23 protein-coding genes are annotated in these 19175 nt (G+C 41.9%); all 23 read right to left on the bottom strand.

The features are described from left to right. Positions 1–13: 13 nt before the first annotated feature. Positions 14–859 (bottom strand): YitT family protein, encoded by an 846-nt coding sequence (locus BFW96_RS03215; protein ID WP_040081675.1) that lies wholly within the window; start codon positions 857–859, stop codon positions 14–16. 166 nt (positions 860–1025) lie between these two features. After that, positions 1026–2127 (bottom strand): peptide chain release factor 2 gene (gene prfB, locus BFW96_RS03210; protein WP_010886623.1). Its coding sequence is split into 2 segments (ribosomal slippage): positions 1026–2054 and positions 2056–2127, totalling 1101 coding nucleotides; the frame shifts between segments, so codons are not numbered across the junction. Positions 2128–2196: 69 nt separating this feature from the next. Beyond that, on the bottom strand, positions 2197–4722 hold the full coding sequence (gene secA / locus BFW96_RS03205; protein WP_014665544.1) for a preprotein translocase subunit SecA: 2526 nt from the start codon (positions 4720–4722) through the stop codon (positions 2197–2199). Positions 4723–4889: 167 nt separating this feature from the next. Next, on the bottom strand, positions 4890–5459 hold the full coding sequence (hpf, locus tag BFW96_RS03200; protein ID WP_014665545.1) for a ribosome hibernation promotion factor: 570 nt from the start codon (positions 5457–5459) through the stop codon (positions 4890–4892). A gap of 188 nt (positions 5460–5647) precedes the next feature. Next, positions 5648–6025 (bottom strand): DUF8042 domain-containing protein, encoded by a 378-nt coding sequence (locus BFW96_RS03195; RefSeq protein WP_069838617.1) that lies wholly within the window; start codon positions 6023–6025, stop codon positions 5648–5650. 9 nt (positions 6026–6034) lie between these two features. Further along, a complete protein-coding gene (fliT, locus tag BFW96_RS03190) occupies positions 6035–6376 on the bottom strand; it encodes a flagella biosynthesis regulatory protein FliT (RefSeq protein ID WP_003242603.1) in 342 nt (113 codons plus the stop codon). Next, complete coding sequence (fliS, locus tag BFW96_RS03185) at positions 6373–6774, bottom strand: flagellar export chaperone FliS (protein ID WP_003243747.1); 402 nt, start codon at positions 6772–6774, stop codon at positions 6373–6375. Before fliS ends, fliT begins: the two co-directional genes overlap by 4 nt. Before the next feature lie 21 nt (positions 6775–6795). Next, positions 6796–8292, bottom strand: coding sequence for a flagellar hook-associated protein 2 (locus BFW96_RS03180; RefSeq protein WP_069838616.1), 1497 nt, complete (start codon positions 8290–8292; stop codon positions 6796–6798). A gap of 17 nt (positions 8293–8309) precedes the next feature. Further along, positions 8310–8639: a flagellar protein FlaG gene (gene flaG, locus BFW96_RS03175; RefSeq protein WP_014665550.1), complete on the bottom strand. Its 330-nt coding sequence runs from the start codon at positions 8637–8639 to the stop codon at positions 8310–8312. Between the two features lie 233 nt (positions 8640–8872). Continuing rightward, positions 8873–9736 (bottom strand): flagellin Hag, encoded by an 864-nt coding sequence (gene hag / locus BFW96_RS03170; RefSeq protein ID WP_069838615.1) that lies wholly within the window; start codon positions 9734–9736, stop codon positions 8873–8875. A 143-nt stretch (positions 9737–9879) separates the two neighbouring features. Then, on the bottom strand, positions 9880–10104 hold the full coding sequence (gene csrA / locus BFW96_RS03165) for a carbon storage regulator CsrA (RefSeq protein ID WP_069838614.1): 225 nt from the start codon (positions 10102–10104) through the stop codon (positions 9880–9882). Then, the gene (fliW, locus tag BFW96_RS03160) at positions 10098–10529 is read right to left on the bottom strand and encodes a flagellar assembly protein FliW (RefSeq protein WP_069838613.1); all 432 of its coding nucleotides are present in this window, start codon (positions 10527–10529) and stop codon (positions 10098–10100) included. Before fliW ends, csrA begins: the two co-directional genes overlap by 7 nt. A 20-nt stretch (positions 10530–10549) precedes the next feature. After that, positions 10550–11125, bottom strand: coding sequence for a DUF6470 family protein (locus tag BFW96_RS03155; RefSeq protein ID WP_069838612.1), 576 nt, complete (start codon positions 11123–11125; stop codon positions 10550–10552). A gap of 46 nt (positions 11126–11171) precedes the next feature. Next, positions 11172–12068, bottom strand: a complete 897-nt coding sequence (flgL, locus tag BFW96_RS03150) for a flagellar hook-associated protein FlgL (RefSeq protein ID WP_069838611.1) — start codon at positions 12066–12068, stop codon at positions 11172–11174. 10 nt (positions 12069–12078) lie between these two features. After that, positions 12079–13602 carry a flagellar hook-associated protein FlgK gene (gene flgK / locus BFW96_RS03145; protein ID WP_069838610.1) on the bottom strand — a complete coding sequence of 508 codons (1524 nt, stop codon included), beginning with the start codon at positions 13600–13602 and terminating at the stop codon, positions 12079–12081. An 18-nt stretch (positions 13603–13620) separates the two neighbouring features. Then, positions 13621–14103: a flagellar protein FlgN gene (flgN, locus tag BFW96_RS03140; RefSeq protein WP_014665556.1), complete on the bottom strand. Its 483-nt coding sequence runs from the start codon at positions 14101–14103 to the stop codon at positions 13621–13623. A 14-nt stretch (positions 14104–14117) separates the two neighbouring features. Further along, entirely contained in the window at positions 14118–14384 is a 267-nt protein-coding gene (flgM, locus tag BFW96_RS03135) for a flagellar biosynthesis anti-sigma factor FlgM (RefSeq protein ID WP_069838609.1), read from the bottom strand. An 80-nt stretch (positions 14385–14464) separates the two neighbouring features. Beyond that, positions 14465–14884, bottom strand: a complete 420-nt coding sequence (locus BFW96_RS03130; protein ID WP_069838608.1) for a TIGR03826 family flagellar region protein — start codon at positions 14882–14884, stop codon at positions 14465–14467. Positions 14885–14957: 73 nt separating this feature from the next. Beyond that, a complete protein-coding gene (locus BFW96_RS03125; protein WP_069838607.1) occupies positions 14958–15680 on the bottom strand; it encodes a double zinc ribbon domain-containing protein in 723 nt (240 codons plus the stop codon). Next, positions 15644–15940: a late competence protein ComFB gene (gene comFB, locus BFW96_RS03120; RefSeq protein ID WP_014665560.1), complete on the bottom strand. Its 297-nt coding sequence runs from the start codon at positions 15938–15940 to the stop codon at positions 15644–15646. The genes BFW96_RS03125 and comFB overlap by 37 nt, the downstream gene beginning before the upstream one ends. 68 nt (positions 15941–16008) lie before the next feature. Then, positions 16009–17391 (bottom strand): ATP-dependent helicase ComFA, encoded by a 1383-nt coding sequence (comFA, locus tag BFW96_RS03115; RefSeq protein ID WP_069838606.1) that lies wholly within the window; start codon positions 17389–17391, stop codon positions 16009–16011. 106 nt (positions 17392–17497) lie between these two features. After that, complete coding sequence (locus tag BFW96_RS03110; RefSeq protein WP_014665562.1) at positions 17498–18343, bottom strand: DegV family protein; 846 nt, start codon at positions 18341–18343, stop codon at positions 17498–17500. A gap of 97 nt (positions 18344–18440) precedes the next feature. After that, positions 18441–19130: a two-component system response regulator DegU gene (gene degU, locus BFW96_RS03105; protein ID WP_003219701.1), complete on the bottom strand. Its 690-nt coding sequence runs from the start codon at positions 19128–19130 to the stop codon at positions 18441–18443. Positions 19131–19175: the final 45 nt, after the last annotated feature.

Below are 19175 nucleotides of genomic sequence, written 5' to 3'. Positions count from 1 at the left end.
ATTATAACCTCGTTTAAGCGCGTTTGAAACCCTCGCCCAGCACCTCGCTCGCGTCTGCTACAATCACAAAAGCAGACTCATCAATCTGTTTGACGATTTGTTTCAATTTGGTGAATTCAGTTTGCCCCACCACGCACATTAAAATCGGACGGTCATCGTCGGTATATCCGCCAACTGCTGAAATTTTCGTCACGCCTCTGTCAATCTTCTGTAAGACAGCCTCCTTGACCGCCTGCTCCTGCTTTGTAATAATGAGCGCCATTTTGGAACGATTAAAGCCGACTTGCACAACATCAATGGTTTTGCTGGACACATAGACGCCAAGCATGGCATATAAGCCTTGCTCAATATTAAATACGATCATAGCGGTAATAACGATCATTCCGTCAATGATAGCAAGACACTTCCCCAATGACAGGCCGGAGTACTTATGAATGATCTGTGCAGCCAAGGCTGTTCCTCCTGTCGAACCTTTCCCTAAGTACACAATGCCAATTCCGACACCTATCCCGACACCGCCAAAAATTGCCGCTAAGAGTTCATGGTGAGTGGCTGGCTGAATATCCCTTGTCAAAAACACTACTAGCGGCAAAAAAACAGAACCCGCAAGCGTCTTTAGCCCAAATTTCCCGCCGAGCAAAATGACACCCGCAATAAATAAAGGAATATTAATAATCCACTGTACATACGCTGCTTCAAAACCGTATGATTGTAAAATCGTACTGATCCCGCTGACACCGCCGGCGGCGATCTTGTTCGGAAGCAAAAATACATTAAAGGACACGGCTGTAATCGCTGCTCCTATCAGTATGTATACATAATCCCGCAAAATCCATAATGTTTTATTCCGTACGTCCATCAAAATATCCTCCGTTTCTTCCAATGCTCTCCGATAGCATTTTAATCCTTCCCTGATTAGATGTAAATAACACCCAAATACAGTGGTAATATGCTAAAGCAGCAGTGAAATCAAGGATATGAGGAATAAAAAAACACACCCATATGCATCAGGTGTGTTTTTCAGCTTAGGAAAGCTTAGAACGCAGATAGGCATCAATAAATGTATCAATGTCACCATCCATTACAGCTTGAACGTTCCCCATTTCTGTATTAGTCCGATGGTCTTTTACCATGGAATACGGGTGGAATACATAAGAACGGATTTGGCTTCCCCAGCCGATTTCTTTTTGTTCACCGCGAATTTCATCCAGCTCTGCCTGCTGCTCTTCAATTCTGCGCTGATACAGCTTGGCCTTCAGCATCTTCATGGCTCTTTCACGGTTTTTGATTTGTGAGCGCTCCGTTTGGCACGTCACAACCACATTCGTTGGCAAGTGAGTAATCCGAACGGCTGAATCTGTCGTATTGACGTGCTGTCCGCCCGCTCCGCTGGCACGGTACGTATCAACTTTAATATCCTCCGTACGGATATCAATATCGATCTCATCGTTAAATTCAGGCATAACTTCACATGAAACGAAAGATGTGTGGCGGCGGCCTGATGAATCAAATGGTGAGATCCGCACAAGACGATGGACACCTTTTTCTGCTTTGAGATACCCGTAAGCGTTATGTCCTTTGATGAGCAATGTCACTGACTTGATTCCAGCCTCGTCACCTGGAAGGTAATCGAGTGTTTCTACTTTAAAGCCGCGGCGCTCTCCCCATCTTGTATACATTCTAAGAAGCATAGAGCCCCAGTCCTGTGACTCTGTACCGCCAGCACCAGGGTGCAGTTCTAAAATCGCGTTATTTTTATCATACGGTTCGCTGAGAAGAAGCTGAAGCTCAAACTCATTGAACTCTTTTGTTAATGATTTTAGTTCTTTTTCAAGCTCAAGCTGGAGATCAGTGTCCGGCTCTTCTTTCAAAAGATCATGAGTCATTTGTAATTCTTCGTGGGATTCATTCAATTTTTTATACGAATTGACATAATCCTTTAAACCGTTTGCTTCATTTATAACCGTTTGAGCTTTTTGCTGATCATTCCAGAATTCCGGATCAGCCATTTGTTCATCTAGCTCAGCAATGCGGGCCTCCTTTGATTCGAGGTCAAAGAGACCCCCTAAAGTCCGCTAAACGAGAAGCCATATTTTCGAGCTCTGCTCTGATTTCTGATAATTCCATTTCATTCACCTCATTAAAAGATCCGCAGGCGCCTGCAGGCGCCGCGGTCAGTAAACTTGCCGGGGCGAACTATTCAGTACGGCCGCAGCAATTTTTATATTTTTTCCCGCTTCCGCAGTGGCATGGGGCATTTCGGCCGATATCAACCACTTTTCGAACCGGTGCTTTCTTTGCTTTTTTGTTATCGTCGCCTTCTTGCGGCTGATGGGCTGTGGTTTGGCCTTGTACAACCTCTTCACGCTCCAGATTGTTTTCAATCTCAGCTTTCATCACAAATTTTGCGACTTCATCCTCAATTGATTCAATCATATGCTCAAACATCGCAAAGCCTTCCATTTGATACTCACGCAGCGGATTTGTCTGCGCATAAGCACGAAGGTGAATTCCTTGGCGAAGCTGATCCATCGCATCGATATGATCCATCCATTTAGAATCCACGGCACGAAGAACGATAACTTTTTCGAATTCACGCATTTGCTCTGTGCCGAATTGCTCTTCCTTCGCATTATATTTCGTGATGATGCGATCCATAATGAGTTCAAGCATTTCATCCGGCTCTTTGCCGAAGATGTCGCTCTTCTCAAGTGCGCCTTCATCAAGATAAGTCGTGTTGATGAGCTCAACTAGACCGTCAAGCTTCCACTCCTCAGGAAGCTCTTCTCTTGGCGTGTAGGCTGCAATTGCGCGTTCGAGAGAAGACTTAATCATATTTTCAACGATTTCACGCAGGTTTTCAGAGTCAATGACTTCAAAGCGCTGCTTATAAATGACCTCACGCTGCTGGCGCAGAACATCATCATATTGCAGAAGTTGCTTACGCGAATCGAAGTTATTGCCTTCGACTCGTTTTTGAGACGATTCAACCGCGCGAGATACCATTTTGCTTTGAATTGGGGTAGAGTCGTCCATTCCGAAGCGGTCGAGCATTGCCATTGTCCGCTCAGCTCCGAATCTGCGCATCAATTCGTCTTCCATAGAAAGATAAAATTGAGTGATCCCCGGGTCTCCCTGACGTCCGGAACGTCCTCGAAGCTGATTGTCAATCCGGCGTGATTCATGTCGTTCTGTGCCGACAACAGCGAGTCCGCCAAGCTCTTTTACTCCTTCGCCAAGCTTAATGTCCGTTCCGCGCCCCGCCATGTTAGTCGCGATCGTAACTGCGCCTTTTTGGCCGGCCTCTTCAATGATCTGCGCTTCACGTTCATGGTTTTTGGCATTTAACACTTGATGCGGGATTCCTTTGTTTTTAAGCAGCTTAGAAATCAACTCAGATGTTTCAACGGCAACCGTACCGACAAGAACTGGCTGTCCCGTCATGTAACGCTGTGCGACATCCTCCGCAACCGCCTTAAACTTTCCTTCCATCGTGCGGTAAATTAAATCCGGACGGTCATCACGGACAACAGGCCTGTTGGTAGGGATCGTGACAACCTGCATGTTGTAGATATTGCGGAATTCTTCTTCCTCTGTCTTTGCCGTACCGGTCATACCGGCAAGTTTTTCGTACATCCGGAAGTAGTTTTGGAACGTAATTGTCGCCAAGGTCATGCTTTCGTTTTGGATTTCAAGCCCTTCCTTCGCCTCAATTGCTTGGTGAAGCCCCTCACTGTAGCGGCGGCCTTTCATCAGACGTCCCGTAAAGGAATCAACAATAACAACCTGTCCGTCTTCCACTACATAGTCAACGTCCTTTTGCATCGCAACGTGAGCTTTTAGGGCCTGGTTGATATGGTGGTTGAGCGCGACATGCTTCACATCAAAGAGGTTATCGATGCCGAACGCTTTTTCCGCCTTCGTCATTCCTTCTTCAGTAAGCTGTACAGCTTTTGTTTTGATATCGTACGTGTAATCCTTCTCCGCTTTTAACGTACGGACAAAAGCATTTGCCTGTACGTACAGCTTAGTGGATTTTGCAGCTTGTCCAGAAATGATAAGCGGTGTTCTCGCTTCATCAATTAAAATAGAGTCAACTTCATCTATTACCGCAAAATGAAGCGGGCGCTGAACCATCTGCTCTTTATAAAGAACCATATTGTCACGCAAATAGTCGAAGCCAAGCTCGTTGTTTGTGGAATAAGTGATGTCAGCGGCATAAGCTTCCCGTTTTTCGTCTTTTGACATTGAGTTTAAATTCAAACCGACAGTCAAACCGAGAAACTCGAAAATTTTACCCATCTGCTCAGCATCACGGCTTGCCAGGTATTCGTTGACAGTTACGATGTGTACACCTTTACCTGTTAGCGCATTTAAATAAACAGGCAGAGTTGACGTTAACGTTTTCCCTTCCCCTGTTTTCATTTCCGCGATATTTCCGTCATGAAGCGCAACGCCCCCCATGAGCTGGACTTTGAACGGAAACATGCCTGTTACGCGGCGCGAAGCTTCCCGAACAACAGCGAATGCTTCAACAAGAAGATCATCCGTTGTCGCCCCTTTTTCAAGGCGCTCTTTAAATTCAATCGTTTTATGTTTCAACGCGTCGTCAGAGAGATTTTCATAGTCTCCGCGAATCGCATCAATATCGTTAGCAATTTTTTCGTATCTATTCAGCGTACGTTTTGTTGGATCAAACATTTTATTTAAAATTCCAAGCATTTATAACGCTCCTCTATCATCACATGCCTATTTTAGAGGCATGTATAAATAATTTACTAGTCCATGTATACCTCTCATTATCATATCACACCTTTTGTTATTTCCAAAGAATTTGCAAATAAGAAAGACAAAAACCTTCCGCGGACATCACGGAAGGCTTCTCTTCATTATTCAGTCGGTTCAATTAAGCCATATTTCCCGTCATTTCTGCGGTACACGACATTTGTAAGGTTTGTTTCCGCATTTGTGAAAACAAAGAAATTATGGCCGAGCATATTCATTTGCAAGATCGCTTCTTCACTATCCATCGGCTTTAAATTAAAGCGTTTCTGACGGACGATGTCCAAGCTCTCCTCCTCTTCTATATCATCTTGAACCGCAATATCTGTATCAGAGCCAAAGCCGCTGGCTAATAAATATTTCGGAGAGCCCTGCTCACGGAATTTACGGTTTACTTTCGTTTTATGCTTACGGATTTGACGTTCCAGTTTGTTTGTTGCGAGATCAATTGCGTTGTACATATCCTCGTTATGCACCTCGGATCGAAGCGCCAGATCTGTCATCGGAATCGTAACCTCAACCTTAGACTCCTTGTCATTGTAAAACTTCAAGTTGACGTTCACATCGGCATTCACGCTATGGTCAAAATAACGCTCCAGCTTGCCGATTTTCTTTTCGACATGATCCTTTAACGCAGGTGTCACTTCAATATTTTCTCCTCTGATGTGATAGTTCATCAAAGAACGCCTCCCTTTTATTAAGGATATGTATCTATTTCTCTTTTACCCTTTACAATTCCTGCTGAAACATAAATCTTTTGTGAAAATTCAGTGAACTTTGTCGAATATTGTTTGTATTTTCTGCTAATGGCGGTTCGGAGGTATATGTATATGCTGATTGAACAAAACAAATACCTCACACACGCCTAATTGATTAAAAAGGGGTCCATACATTGATGAATAGACAGCATCCATTTTCTATAGTGAATCAGAAAATGTTCTTTTAAATACTCGCAGAACTCATGAGAGGGAAAAGAGAAAGAGACCAATTGATCAAACTCTGCAAAAATTTGGTCAAATGCTTTCACACAAATTTCAGCACATCGCGTATCCATAATGAAGAGAAGTGTTGAATGTGTTGAATCCAAATAAAAAAAGGCTTGGATCAGATCTTGATAGATCCGATCCCCTTCTGTTTTTGATAAATTCTCTTCAGCCTCTATCAAATAACATAACCCTTCTTCAATGGTAAAAAGAAGATGATAATAAGCTGATAAAAGCGTATAATCTTCTATGCTCTTCAAGGCACTCACCTATTTACGCTTGTCATAATATGTGCCGTCAATCGTAATGTTGTTATATGGATTTAAATACGTCGTATGCATCACACGTTTTCTTTTCATCTGCTGAAGTTCTGTTGCGATTGACTGCTTCAGTCTTTCCATTTCCTTCACAATCAGCTGATCCCATGTCAAGATAAGTTTCATCTGCTTTCGCTCTTCTTCTGAAAGCGGCAGAGATATCTCCTGAATCAGTTCAGACCGTGTAGCCACAAAGTCTTCAATTTGCTTTAAAAGTTCATCGCTTTCCGGCGTATTTTGTATGTGTGACAGCATACTCTTCGTCTCAGTGTATAGTTGATCTATGTTATTCATGCGATCCCGCCTGATCCGTGCCGGTCCTTCCGTTCACTTTGAATGGCTTGTTTCCAAGCATCGCGAAAATCTGTTACATAACCTTCAACCTCAGCCAGCATGCCCGTATCATTTTTGATATTTGCCTGTACCAATCTGCGATACATATAATCGTACATCGCACCCATAGAAGCGGAAAGCTCTATGTTACGGTTAAGTGTAAAATTTAATTCCTGAATAATATTTTGCGCTTTAATCAGATTTTCATTTTTACGTTCCATATCATCATTCTCAATGGCCTGAGCGGCAAGTCTTATAAATTTCAAACAGCCATTATACAGCATAAGCGTCAGCTCACCGGGTGTAGCCGTATTCACTGAATTTTGCTGATAGGCTGTATAAGGATTTTGGATCGCCATGTGTCATCCTCCAAATTACATTTATTGTGCAAGAAGCTGTGATAAATAGGACGATTGTTCGTTCATTTTTTGAATCGCAGAATCCATTGCACTGAATTTTGTATAGTAGCGGTTTTCTATCGTGGTCAACCGGTCCTGCATTTTGGTGATATCAGTGCTGATCGTGTTTAAATTTTTACCGATTGAATAGTCATTGGTTCCCATTGTCGAGTTACCGGCTTTTGCTTCAATGCTTTTCACCGTACTTTTCAGTGTGTCACCAATACGTTTCATAATCCCTTTATCACTATAAGCACTGCTGTTTGTTCCGCTTGTAAATAAGGCGGCAACACTTTGCGGATCTTCTTGTATTTTAGCTTTCAGTTTATCTTCATTAATCTCTAAATGGCCCCGCATTTGGTAAGCACCTGAGGTTGTGATACCAAATTCAGTTAATTGATAGGATTTTCCATCCGCGTTCACTTTAGAATAAAAATCCGTCCGCATTTGGTTCGTACCTGTGCTGATGCTGCTATCATTTCTCAGCAAACCGCTTTTTGCCTTCTCTTCCCAGAGTTCTACCTCTTTATCGGACATAGCTTCTTTTTGTTCACTCGTCAGCGGCGTATAGTCTCTGTATTTTTCTTCTTGCAGCTTTTCGTTCAGGCTGTCAACCAATTCATTGTATTTATCCACAAACTCTTTAATTTGATTGTAAATCCCGTCAACATCAGTTGAAACAGATGTGGTAACAGGGCCTGTGGCTGCAGTTGTATTTTTGATCGAATACGTAACGCCATTAACTGTGAAATTATTTGACAGCTTCTCCATTTCAAAGCCGTTGATCGTGACTTTTGCATTCGTTCCTTCTTTGTAAGCAGTAATCTTATTATCAGCGTCCAAAGAAAAACCTAGCTGACCGGACATAAAATCTGCTGTAGAAGCGTCTGCTGCCTGTATGCTGCCTCCTGCGCCTGTTGCTTTAGAAGAGAATGCAATCGTTTCCACATACTCTGTTCCATTCCAAATTTTATCTTTAAATGCTGATACGCCTAGATCTGAGCTGTTAAGTTTAGAAATCACATTATCAATCGTATCAGCGCTCGTCACACTGATATTCACTGTTTTGGCCGTTGTCTCACCAGGCGCCACAACGTTAAATGCCAAATTATAATCGCCTTGTGTGTATCCCGTATAATTATTTGCCTTATACGTTGCCGCGGTTGCCAAGCTCGCTACTTCAACAGTAGAAGAAGAGTTTGGCGCGCTTGCGCTTCCTGTAGCAGTTAACACAGATTCATTTGAGCTTGTCACAGTTTTGCTCTGATACGTACTCGGATATGTTAACGTATTTTTAGACATATAATCTTGGAATTCTTTTATTTTTGTATTTACTTCACGATAGCTGTCACGCTGCCATTCGAGAGTCTGTTTTTTTTGTGTCAGCCTGTCAAGCGGTGCTCTTTCTGTCTTCATCAGCTTTGAGACGATATCATCTATATCCATTCCTGACGCCAGACCTGTTATTCTCGTGACCATTTCAAACCACTCCTAATCTACTTTTTTTCATCTACAAATAACCCAAGATATTCAGTCATAGCCGCATAAAAATCAAGCCACCGTTTTGGCGGAATTTCGCGGATGACCTCATTTGTAGAGTCCTCTATTACTTTTACATAGTATTCATTTAACTTCTCATGAAGCTCAAACTTGAGGTGCACTTGCGAAGGTTCCAAAAGCTTGTTCATTTCCCCAACCATTTCAGAAAGGTTGGTAAATGAAACTTGATGAACAGGAACTGCATTCTCATTGTCTTTCTGATTATGTATTTGAGTATCGTAACGATCCCAAACAGGTTGTAACGTAGTGAGCCTTTCAATGTTCAATTGATCATCCCCTATGCCCCAATCTATCGTTTATATCGACTGAGTCGAGATAAGATTACACATATTTTTGGAAAAAAACTCATCTGTTTTAGATTTCTTGTTCGGAAATGCATTTATAAAAAATCAGTGGAGAGAATCCAGTTATTATATCATGAGTTAGAGAAAGCAAGGAGAATGATTCGGAGTTAGAAATATAATAAAAGACCTTGGCAACGCCAAGGTCTTCTTTAAAATTAACGTAACAATTGAAGTACGTTTTGCGGCTGTTGGTTTGCTTGAGCAAGCATTGCTTGAGAAGCTTGAGAAAGAATGTTGTTCTTTGTGAACTCGCTCATCTCTTTAGCCATGTCAACGTCACGGATACGAGACTCAGCAGCTGTCAGGTTTTCACCAGAAGCGCTTAAGTTGTTGATTGTGTGCTCTAGACGGTTTTGCACCGCACCAAGTTTTGCACGTTGAGTAGATACATTATTGATTGCAGTATCAATAGTAGCTAAAGCATTATCAAACGTTGTTCCGTCTGCAGCAGCAGCAAAAGTAGTTACATCAAGAGTGTTCACTCCAAGTGCTGATGCACTCATGTTGCCAATGTTAACAGTAAGCTGTTGACCGCCATTAGCTCCAATTTGGAATTTAAGGTCTGCAGTTCCAGCTGCAAATGAACCGTCTAAAAGGTTTTTACCGTTGAATTGTGTTCTGTCAGAAATACCTTTACTTCCAGCTTCTCCACCAATCTCTTGTTTTAAAGAGTTGATTTCGTCTTGAATCGCTGCTAAATCAGTAGTATCTTGAGTTCCTGTGTTACCAGCTTGAACAGTAAGTTCACGCATACGTTGAAGGATTGCATGAGTTTCAGTCAATGCACCCTCAGCTGTTTGGATAAGAGAGATTCCGTCTTGAGAGTTTTTAGAAGCCATTTCAAGACCTCTGATTTGTCCTCTCATTTTTTCAGAGATCGCAAGACCTGCTGCGTCATCTCCCGCACGGTTGATACGAAGACCTGAAGAAAGTTTCTCCATGTTTTTTTGTGATGCACTGTTGTTTGAAGACAAACGGTTCAGTGTGTTAAGTGCTGCGATATTGTGGTTAATTCTCATTTTTATTTCCTCCCTGAATATGTTGTTTAGGCACGTCCTTGTGCCTCAATTTTGTAATCGGCGGAGCCATTTGTGCCCTCTCCCGGCTACATCATTAATATCGGATTGTCTTTGATTTTGTTAATACAAAAATAAAAAAATCCTCACTTTTTTTGTGAGGATAATGCGGAGATCACATCGCTGGATAACGACGCCGCACGGTTATTTTCTTCCTGAATGGTTAAATAAATCTCCTTCCGATGAATATCAATATGCTTTGGGGCTTCAATTCCAAGCTTCACTTGATCTCCCTCAACCGCAATCACTTTTACTTCAATATCAGTGCCTATTTGAATCGCTTCGTTTATTTTCCGCGATAAAACTAGCATGATTCTCCTCCAATCGGATGCTTTGTCGTATATAAGGAGTTGTGTAAAACGACTTGCTTAGCCATCATGTTCTTGCGATTCACAATTATGGGAGCCAATAAATTCGCAGTAGACTTTTCGAATGGCTCTGCCATGGTCAGTATTGTCATGACTTCTATATCTTCAATATTTTCAATATCCAAACGTTCAGCAGTTGATTCATCAAGGTCAAATTCATAATTCTTAAAAAAGATAAACGGACTTACAACGATGAACGCAAGATTTTCTGAAGTGACGGACTGCAGTGCCACGAATGGAGAGTCTTCCGAAAGCGGAAGAATGACGAACTGTTTTTCTTCTAAAAAACCTGGAATTCCGTTTTCAAAAAGAATGATTTGTTCTTCTTTTACGTTCATTTGGCCATGGTACTTCGTATGAATGATCATTGTTCACGATCCTTTTCTTTTTACTTTTCGGGTGATTCTTTCGGGTATTCTACATCTATATTTAAATCAGGGTATTGGAGCATGTCAACCTTAACATTTCCTGGCGTATATTCAACAATAGGCTTATGCGGCTCAGCCTGAATAACAGGCTTTCGCGGCGTAATCTGAACATCGAGCTGTGACGGAGTATATTGTATTTTCACTCTCGAAAGAGAAGGAGCATAATGTTCGCCTAATTGAATTTGGTGCATCTCAGAGTTCCTCCTTGCTTGTGAAGCGATTGGGTTCCCCTTATTTTCAATTCTCATAAGCTCGTCTCCCTCTTCGGCAGTACGGGCTATCCCCTCCATTACATCCTCATGTCCTTGTTGGGCGGCTTCTTCGATTCTCTTGAAAACATGCTTTCTGTCTAATTCTTCCCATGCTTGTGTCTGGTCAATCGTGAGTTTTCCAGGTGTCACCGATATTTCCATTTCCGCACTCGGCTGTTCGATCTCAAGATCGGCTTGCGGCTGCTCCATTTTTAAGCTGGCGGGCGTCGTTGTTAAACCTATTTTCCCTTGAACACTATGCATAATCAATCTGGGAATCTGCATCACTCTACCTCCTGAACTATAAAAAAAGCGAACTCCTAAGAGCCGCTTACTTTAAAAAGTCAATCAATGTAGGCTGAACAATTTGCGCATTAACAGCCAGAGTTGCCCTGTGCACACTTTGCTGCGCAATAAATTCAGTTATTACTTCTTCCAGTTCTACATCTTCATTGTCTGACAACACTTTGGTAGCTGTTTCTTCTTGAGCTGAAAGTCTTGTATTAACCAGTTCAAGACGATTATATCTCGCTCCAAGATCAGAGCGTTCAGCGCTCATGCCGTCAGAAAAATGATCAATATCATCTAAAACACTGTCCATGCCATCTAGCGAGCCAGAACTTAGTGCTTTCTCAAAAGAATCAAGCATTTCAAATACATTCTGTCCGCTTTCAGAAGTGCCTCCAAAAGCTGACTTTGGATCTGAATTCACTTTCAATGACATATTATTTGATATATTGACTACGACATCAGCTGTATCAGAAATTGTATAAGTTCCGTCTCCGTTATCTGTAACCGGAGGCTTATCTGAATTTGTCCCGTTAAAGATATATCTGCCGTTCACTTGTGTATTCGCAATATTTAAAAGCTGTCCCTTTAGCTGCTTCACTTCTACGCCAATCGCTTGCCGCTCCGCCTCGCCGTTTGTATCATTTTGAGCTTCAACCGCTAATTCTCTGACCTTTGATAGGATGTCAATTCCTTCTGTAATGTTTGTTTCAGTGTTTTCGAGCCAGGTAAAGGCTTGAGAAGCATTGCTTTTGTACTGCTGCACTTGAGACAGTTGCGTATTATACTTTAAGCTTTTCATTGCTACTACAGGATCGTCGGAAGCCTTTGAGATTTTTTTCCCTGAAGAAATCTGCGACTGGAGTTTATCCAGCTTCGAGTAGCTCGAACCGATATATCTCAGTGAGTTTTGCTGTATCATGCCTTGTGTTACTCTCATATGACTTTACCTACCTTCCTCCAACACCCATGCCGTTGATCACTTTATCAAGCAATTCGTCTTGTAAAGTCACCATTCTTGCAGCTGCATTGTATGCGTGTTGGAATTGAATCATATTGGTCATTTCTTCGTCTAAAGAAACTGCGCTCATTTGCTGACGGTTTATGTCTGCATCATTCAGCTGTGTTTCTGTATTAGACGCCAGCCGATTAGCCTCTTGAGCTTCGATCCCTAGCTCGCCAATCAGACCCGCATAATAATCTAACACACTAGTTTCTTTGCCGTTAATGGTTATTTTACCGGTTAAAACATTTGCTAATTTTGTAGCATTGGCGTTATCGTTTGCTGAACCAGTCAGTGAGAAAGCAATGTTTGCGCCTTTTGAATCTATTATACTGTCAGACACTTTAATCTTGCCCGCCGCTCCCTTTGCAGGTTCAGTTTCACCGCCGGTAAAATCAAAAAAGTCTCCGCCTTGTTCACCGCTCTTGGTCAAACCATTTCTGTGCACTTCATTGAAAGCTTTGGCAAATTCAAGCGCCATATTGTCAAGATCAGAAAGCATTTCCGGATATACGCCCTTTTCTTGACCATCTGCTGTTATATACCCGTAAGACTCTATAAATCCTAAAAGAGATCCCTTGCTGCTGAAGGACTCCGCCTGCACAGCTTTATCTCCGATTGAAATACTTGATACTAAACCAGTTTCATTATCATAGTTGGCTGTAAGTTCTGAAACCTCGTAATTTTTACCGTCCAAAACAGTCCCAAGCGACTGTTTATTTTTATCAAGGATTTCAATTGATACAGTTCCCTCAGCAGACGAAAGTGCATTCCCGCCTGATTTGTTATAGCTGACTTTGATATCAACCATTGAGGATAATTTATCGATCAGCAAATCTCGCTGATCATATAAACCATTCGGAAGAAGCCCGACCGGTTCTACTTGTGCAATTTGCTTATTTAAACTGTTTAATTGAGAAAGCAGAGAATTGACATCCAACACAGTTGTATTTAACTCCGCTTTTAAATTCGATTGAACATTGGTAAGTGATTCAGAAATATAATTAAACGTTTCAGCTACAGCTTGTCCTTTTCGAGCAACAACAGAACGTGCACTTTCTTCATTTGTATTATTCGATAATTCCTGCAGGGAATTCCAAAACGAATTCAGCACACTGTTCAAGCCGCTGTCATCCGTCTCATTTAAAACGCCTTCCATTTGCGACAGCGCTTTAGCTTTCGTGTCATAGTATCCGGCACTGTTGTTTTGAAGACGGTATTGATAATCAAGAAAGATATCTCTTATTCTCTCAACTGACTTTCCTTGAACACCTGTACCCATTTGTCCAGCTGTTTTTTCTGCATTTTTGGATACCGCAGGGAAATAGTCAGTTGCCTCCAATGAGACCCGCTGTCTTGTATAACCATCAGTATTGGCATTTGCCACGTTATTTGCAGTCGTGCTTAACGCTGCCTGCTGAGCGCTTAACGCCCGCCTTGCAGTTTCAAGCCCCATAAAGGTAGATGTCATTTTCTGAATTCCTTTCTGCTAAGCTTTTGAATCAAAAAGTTTCATTCGGCTGCTCTTCGGCAGCTCAGCTTTAATTGATTTGCTGTAATTGAAGTTATTTTCCTTAGGAACCAGCATATCGTACGAAATAGAGATGAATTGCAGCGCGTCTCTCGTCAGCTGCCTATTCATCTCATTTACTTTTTTCAGACGTCCGAGAACTGTAGAAAGAGATTCGTATAGTTGTTCCAGCTCTTCCCTTTCGCTGCCTGAGGTTTTGGCGATACATGCGGTAATGGTGTTATTTTCGCTGTATCCGAGAAAGGCGGAGGTTGCTTTGATCCGGTCATCTTCTGTCTGCGTGATCGCTTGAATATATTTTTGCTCTTTTGTCAAAAGGTTTGAAAGCTCCTTTGTTTTACCGGCTTTGAGTGCTTCCGTCTTTTCTTCAGACAGCGTGAGCAGGTGCTCATGCAGAACGCAAAGTCGCTTTAATTGTTCAATAATGGCCTTTGCTGACATGGGCTTTCTCCTTTTTAGTGCTTTTTATAAAAATTAATCATATTTTTCGCTATGTGATTTGCGTCTACTTTGTATGACCCGTTTTCGATTTGCGCTTTAAGCTGCGCAATTTTTTCCTGTCGTGAACCAGCGACTGCGTCGGATGCATTTTGCATTTCTTTAGCCTGTGACGAAATTTCAATTTTATCTTGAGGCTGTGCAGCAGTTTTTTGCACCGCTTGCTTTTCATAATTTTTTTGATATGGATTAACGGATTGTGTTCCAAATTGATTGATTTTCATAGGATTCCTCTCGCTTTCCGTTGCAGTCTTTAAACAATCTTAACCCTTTTATCGACTGCGTTTTCAGTTAGTTTAGGGAATCAGCTGTTTTTGGTATTATAGGCATAGTATGTGTCTTTTTTACTATTTTCTTTCTCGATTTCCAGAGCGTCCTCGTGGTTCAAATGATCCATTTGAGCCTTGATATCGGACTGGCAAGCCTTGCAGAACTTGCCTTCTCGAATCGATGTTCCGCACCTTTCACAAGGGTATGCCAAATTAGGAAGATGAGTGATCTGAATTCGCTTCTGCCTGATGAATTTCAATATCAGCTCTTCTTCCACACCTGTTTCCTCAGTTATCCGGTTCAAAGTTGATTGCCGATTTTCCTGCTTTCTTAAAAATTTATAAACAGTCTCAAATGATTTTTCTTCTTCCTTAATACACGCCTGACATACGGTTTGCAGCTTTGTCTTTAAAAATAAAGTATTACATTTCGGACAATTCGCCAGTTCTCCCATCTTTTTTTCTCCTTATTCGATAATATGCCTGTGTCAATTTCTAGTGATTATATCGGCATAAAAACAGAATCATTTAGCTTCTGATTAAGGTAAAAGATGCCACTGAAGCGGCTTTTCCTTTTTCTAATAAGCAGCGCGCTGCAAAATGCAAAGTGGCGCCTGTTGTATATAGATCGTCTATTAAAATGATATTCATACCTTCTGCTGAATTGTTTTTCGTATCAAAAATACGCGCGGAAAGCAGGCGTTCTGTTTTCTTTTTCTTAGACTGTTTCTCATTATTCAGGCGGATGAGGAGATGGTGGATGGGCCTGCCTAAACATTCTGCCAGGAGCTGTGACTGATTAAATCCGCGCTCCTCTTCCCGTTCCTTGCTTAGCGGAATAGGAACAAGAACAAAATGCTTATCGGGGTAAACCTTTGAAAAGGTTGAAGAAAAATCGCTTTTAAAAGCATTTATAATTTCTGCATCTCCTCTAAATTTAAAACGGGAGAGCGTTTCTTTCATCATATCATTATATGTGTAAACTGAACGATTTTGGCGGAGCAGCAAGCTGTGACTGATCCTTGATTTCCACGCCTCACAATCCCTGCATACCGCATAAACGGATTGAGGTCTGCCGCATATGGTGCAGATATGTCCTGTGATTTTTTTCAATTTACTTCTGCAGGAATGACAGACCTTCTCGTCAGGCTTTAATAAAAAAAGAGCTCTCCATGTAACAGCTTGAGAAAATTGCGAATCGCATAGCAGACAGATCAGTTTATGAATGCCTCCTCCTGCTTTGTTTGGCATAAATCGCTTGGACTCTCTGATACCACAGCTGCAGATTCAGCCAAAATGACAAGCATAGCCGTATTTTTTTGTTTATCTACCATCTCTGCTTTCGTATATGCGATCTTTTTAAGATCAGTAACGTAGGATGGTCTCACTTTGTTTAAAGAAAGTGCCAGTACATCGTTTTGGCATACTTGGCACGTGCAGGCCATGTGAAGCTGGTCCATATAACGGTCGAGCAGTTCTTTCATTACGATTTCTTTTGAATTGACAAGCATTTTTACAGCTCCTCATCATCGGTTATATGAGTATACTGTACCACGTTTTCAAATAATGGCTAGTCTGTTCATTCATTTTTTGCTGCCAAGCCGTTCATTTCTTTTATATGCTTTTTTGCATCGAGCATACTCTTTGTTTTGCCATAGTGAAAGAAAATGACATCGCCGTCTGCATGCTCTTTATGCCGGCCAGTTCTTCCTGCGATTTGAATAAGTGCGCTTTCCGTAAAGATAGGAGATTCCGCTCCCAGTACACCTGTTTGCACCTTGGGAACCGTAACGCCTCTTTCCAGTATTGTTGTTGTGATTAATAGATCGAGCTGACCATCTCTGAATCGCTGCACTTTTTCCTTTCTATGCTTGTCTTCCGCATGCACAGTCGCGGTTCGGCAATTAACATCTTTAAAGCTCGCAGCAGCCTTTTCTAGAATAGAAACGGAGGGAACGAATAAAAAAACAGGCCTCCCTTCTTTCACATGAAACTCTATCCATCTTTTCACCGCTGGCGGAATTTTATTTCGGTTTAATTTCTTCTTCCAGTTTCCACACCATACAAAGCACGGTTCGGGTAAAGGTTTCCGGTGGTGTCTTGCGGGGATGCGAACTGAATGTAACTGTCCGTTCCACGCTTTTCTTTTTAATTCTTTAGGAGGTGTTGCACTTAAATAAACGAGGGTGCTGTTTTTCTTTCTTGCTTTTTGAACAGCGAATTGAAGGGTTTGATCAACAGAATACGGAAAAGCGTCAACCTCATCAACGATCATAACATCGAATGCATCTTTATATCGCAAAAGCTGATGCGTGGTGGAAATCATGAGCGGAGATAGCCGCCCTTTGTCATCGCTTCCTCCGTAAAGCGCTGAAATGTCAGCACCCTGAAAGGCAGCCTTGAGTCTTGGAGCAAGCTCTAATACAACATCGGTGCGAGGAGTTGCAATACATACACGCAGCCCTTGATTTAACGCTGATTCTATACCAGAAAATAGCATTTCTGTTTTACCAGCGCCGCAAACCGCCCAGATGAGGAGCTCTTCTCTTTTTGATATTGCTTCAATTAAAATATTGGCGGCTTTTTGCTGTCCGCTTGAAAGCTTGCCGCCCCATGTCAGCTTAACAGACTTCCAGTTTTGTTTATCTCCCTCTTTCCATGAATATAAAGGAACCTCCTCACTCACTCTGCCCATCATGATACAGGAACGGCAATACAGCTGATCTTTTCCAAATGAGTGATAAAAAGAAAAATACCGCTTATCAGTTTGGCCGCACCTATTACATCTATAGCCCTGTTTATTTATTGATATAGAATTTTCAGCGGTGATATAGCCATTCTTGATATGCCATTCAATCATTTCATCGGAAAATGGGAGCTCAGTCCTGAGCAAATGACGGCTTTGAAGCGTCTGCTGCAATTCTCTAGAAAAGGAAATGTTCTTTTCAGTTGGCACCTTCACATAGCACCGCCTCCTTTCGAGACAGTATGCCTGAATGAATAGTTTCTGTCGAACAATCAAAATAGAAATATAAAAAAATCTCCGTTGCTAAAACGGAGATTTGGCCTTATTTAAAACACCAGCAAATTCCTAGCGCACCTTCACCCAAATGAGTGCCGATTACCGCGCCAAAATAGCTGTTATAAAATTCAACATGAGGATATTTTACAGAAAGCTCTTCAATGATTTTCGCTGCTTCTTCCTCGCGATTAGCATGGATAACAGCAGCGCGCATAGGCAACCCTTTGCTCGCATCTTCGTCTAAAAGCTCATAAATTCGCGAAATTGCTTTTTTACGTGTGCGAATCTTCTCAAAAGGCACAATTACCTTATTGTCAAAATGAAGGATAGGCTTTACCTTTAGAAGACTACCAATGAAGGCTTGGGCGCTGCTTAATCGCCCGCCGCGCTGAAGATGAGCTAAGTCATCTACCATAAAATAAGCTCGAACTGTTTTTTTCATTTCTTCCAGTTCTTTTATAATATCTTCCGGCGATGATGCTCCGTTTTTAATTAATTCAGCGGCTTTAAGAGCATAAAAGCCTTGGGCTAAACAGCTTATCTCTGAATCAAATGGATACACATCAATATTGTCGACCATTGAATCAGCCGTTGCCGCACTGCTGAATGTTCCGCTGATCCCGCTGGAAAGATGGATACTGATGACCGCATCATAAGATTTGCCAAGCTCTTCATACAACGCAATCAGCTCGCCGATTGGCGGCTGAGAAGTCGTCGGGAGCTCATTATGTTTTTTTACTTCTTCGTAAAAGCTTTTCCAATCCAACTCAATTTCTTCACGGTAAGTCTCCTCCCCAAAAACAACCTGGAGAGGGATCATATGTATCTGATGTTGTTCACGCATTTCTTTCGGAATATATGCCGTGCTGTCTGTTACGACTGCAATATTCATAGCTTCGATACCTGCCTTATTGCTTTATAACTCTATTGTAAGGGAAACGGCAGCCTAAAAAAAGACCTGCCTAGAAAAAGGCAAGTCTCCTAATATACTATCTCATTTCTACCCAGCCATTTTTAATGGCGACCACAACGGCTTGCGTCCGGTCGTTCACATTCATTTTTTGTAAAATATTGCTCACATGGTTTTTAACGGTTTTCTCACTGATAAACAATGATTCCCCAATTCCGCGGTTGCTTTTTCCGTCTGCAAGCATCTGCAGCACTTCACATTCCCGCCTAGTTAGAATATGTAATGGTCTGCGGATTTCAGGGTAAACCTCGTGTTGAGGATGTGCAGAAACTCCGCTTGTTGCAAGACGGCGGAATTCGTTAACGAGGTTATGCGTAACCTTCGGATGAAGGTAAGAGCCGCCCTCGGCAACTACTTTAACCGCTTCAATTAATGTATCAGCATCCATCTCTTTCAGCAGATAACCTCTAGCACCTGTTTTCAGGGCATGTGTTACATAATTTTCGTCATCGTGAATTGATAGAATAATTACTTTAGATTCAGGATACAGCTCAACAAGCTGTTTTGTAGCTTCCACACCATTTACGTTTGGCATATTGATATCCATGATCACAACATCAGGATGATAGTGCTCAACAATACGAGCCGCTTCGTCTCCGTCATCACCTTCGGCTACCACTTCAAAGGTAGGTTCAAAATCCAATATCCGTTTAACACCTTCACGAAATAACTGATGGTCGTCGATAATAACAATGTTTACTTTAGTCACAAGCCACGCCTCCTTGTATTATTGTTCTATATACTCTAGCATTCG

The sequence above is a fragment of the Bacillus sp. F56 genome, assembly GCF_001748205.1.
Classification (GTDB): domain Bacteria; phylum Bacillota; class Bacilli; order Bacillales; family Bacillaceae; genus Bacillus; species Bacillus stercoris.
Note: the sequence above shows the minus strand (reverse complement) of the source record. Positions and strands in the feature narration are given on the sequence as shown.

Excerpts from the sequence above, each read along its gene's own strand:
- flgN (WP_014665556.1), bottom strand. The coding sequence starts at position 14,103 with ATGTCAGCAAAGGCCATTATTGAACAATTAAAGCGACTTTGCGTTCTG.
- BFW96_RS03155 (WP_069838612.1), bottom strand. The coding sequence starts at position 11,125 with ATGCAGATTCCCAGATTGATTATGCATAGTGTTCAAGGGAAAATAGGT.
- BFW96_RS03130 (WP_069838608.1), bottom strand. The coding sequence starts at position 14,884 with ATGGGAGAACTGGCGAATTGTCCGAAATGTAATACTTTATTTTTAAAG.
- flgM (WP_069838609.1), bottom strand. The coding sequence starts at position 14,384 with ATGAAAATCAATCAATTTGGAACACAATCCGTTAATCCATATCAAAAA.
- comFB (WP_014665560.1), bottom strand. The coding sequence starts at position 15,940 with ATGCTTGTCAATTCAAAAGAAATCGTAATGAAAGAACTGCTCGACCGT.
- BFW96_RS03215 (WP_040081675.1), bottom strand. The coding sequence starts at position 859 with ATGGACGTACGGAATAAAACATTATGGATTTTGCGGGATTATGTATAC.
- csrA (WP_069838614.1), bottom strand. The coding sequence starts at position 10,104 with ATGCTAGTTTTATCGCGGAAAATAAACGAAGCGATTCAAATAGGCACT.
- hpf (WP_014665545.1), bottom strand. The coding sequence starts at position 5,459 with ATGAACTATCACATCAGAGGAGAAAATATTGAAGTGACACCTGCGTTA.
- fliW (WP_069838613.1), bottom strand. The coding sequence starts at position 10,529 with ATGATCATTCATACGAAGTACCATGGCCAAATGAACGTAAAAGAAGAA.
- BFW96_RS03110 (WP_014665562.1), bottom strand. The coding sequence starts at position 18,343 with ATGAATATTGCAGTCGTAACAGACAGCACGGCATATATTCCGAAAGAA.
- BFW96_RS03125 (WP_069838607.1), bottom strand. The coding sequence starts at position 15,680 with ATGCCAAACAAAGCAGGAGGAGGCATTCATAAACTGATCTGTCTGCTA.
- BFW96_RS03180 (WP_069838616.1), bottom strand. The coding sequence starts at position 8,292 with ATGGTCACGAGAATAACAGGTCTGGCGTCAGGAATGGATATAGATGAT.
- fliT (WP_003242603.1), bottom strand. The coding sequence starts at position 6,376 with ATGAATAACATAGATCAACTATACACTGAGACGAAGAGTATGCTGTCA.
- flgK (WP_069838610.1), bottom strand. The coding sequence starts at position 13,602 with ATGACATCTACCTTTATGGGGCTTGAAACTGCAAGGCGGGCGTTAAGC.
- secA (WP_014665544.1), bottom strand. The coding sequence starts at position 4,722 with ATGCTTGGAATTTTAAATAAAATGTTTGATCCAACAAAACGTACGCTG.
- hag (WP_069838615.1), bottom strand. The coding sequence starts at position 9,736 with ATGAGAATTAACCACAATATCGCAGCACTTAACACACTGAACCGTTTG.
- flgL (WP_069838611.1), bottom strand. The coding sequence starts at position 12,068 with ATGAGAGTAACACAAGGCATGATACAGCAAAACTCACTGAGATATATC.
- fliS (WP_003243747.1), bottom strand. The coding sequence starts at position 6,774 with ATGGCGATCCAAAATCCTTATACAGCCTATCAGCAAAATTCAGTGAAT.